Source organism: Candidatus Obscuribacterales bacterium (assembly GCA_036703605.1).
Classification (GTDB): domain Bacteria; phylum Cyanobacteriota; class Cyanobacteriia; order RECH01; family RECH01; genus RECH01.
This window is the reverse complement of sequence record DATNRH010000653.1, coordinates 1-1,143: the sequence shown is the minus strand read 5'-3', so window position 1 is coordinate 1,143 and position 1,143 is coordinate 1. Positions and strand designations below refer to the sequence as shown.

Below are 1,143 nucleotides of genomic sequence, written 5' to 3'. Positions count from 1 at the left end.
TCACATTACGCTACACAGAGACCGGATGGCTCATCCTTCATGTTTGCGATCGCGCCCTGTTTCCTTGGATCACCCTGGTTATCCAGCATCTCTCGGATGAGTATCTCAACCCACTCGGCACACTAACGGCAGGAAAGAATCTGACGCTGGGCGATCGCCTTTGGCCGCTTCAGCATGGCCATGCCCGCTGCCAAACGTTACGGAGGCTGATGGATGAAATGGATCGATCATTAGATAGATCTATCCACTCACATCATACCAAGACCTATTCTGCCCTTCATGAGAGCACCCTTAAATTATCTAGCTGGGATGTTCAGGCTGAGGATCCTCCATCGCTCGATTCTGCGGAAAAAGCCCTGCTTTATGAGCTTGTGGAAGTTATTGATTACCTAGCAGAAAGGTTGACCCAGTGGCATCTCAGCCCTGAGCAATCCAGTCAAACCAGTCAAATGGAGAACCGCTTGCTCAAGCTGGCTCTCAGCCTTTGCGATCGCTTGCAGCAGGTGGAGCGCCATAGCCATCTTTTCGATCCACACCAAACTGCCCTTACGCACCGACAGCGACAGCGTCTTTTGCTGCTCACCCAACTGATCCTTGCCTGGATTCTGCAAGCCGGGTTCGGACAAGTGCCGGCGGCAGAGCTGTAATCCTAGATGATCAGATCGCCATGATCAGATCGCCATGATCAGATCGTCAGATAGATCGTTCATGGTCTTAGCTATTCATGGGAGATTCTGGTGTGATCGACGGCAGCGATCGCTGAATGAGAATATCGCGCTGGGCCATGGCTTGCTCAAACGCAGGCGTTGAGAGAATTCGCTCTACTGGGTAGACCCCAGGCTGCTGCAGTTGCTGGCTCAGCACATACTGGGCGAGACAACCCACCCCCGCCGCCGCCGCGATCGCCGTTTGTGGATGGGTCAGCGTGGCGGTATAGGACGCGGGCTGTCCATGGAGCCGTCCTTGGATCTCTAGATGAATGCCTACACCTACGCCACTCAAGCGATCGCTCCATTGAGTCATGCGGTAGCTCACGTGGGTCAAAAACTCAATGACGGTGGGATTTTGCAGCCAAGACTTGGGCAGGCCGTGGGCAGTCATCCAGGTTAGGTAGTTATATAGATCCGGCACTGACCCAAACTT

2 protein-coding genes are annotated in these 1,143 nt (G+C 53.7%); one reads left to right on the top strand and one right to left on the bottom strand.

The window, feature by feature from the left end:
• Positions 1-647: hypothetical protein (locus V6D20_13670; GenBank protein HEY9816828.1), on the top strand; the 647-nt coding region annotated here is incomplete at its 5' end.
• A 67-nt stretch (positions 648-714) separates the two neighbouring features.
• Here V6D20_13670 and V6D20_13665 read toward each other — a convergent pair.
• Positions 715-1,143: hypothetical protein (locus tag V6D20_13665; protein HEY9816827.1), on the bottom strand; the 429-nt coding region annotated here is incomplete at its 5' end.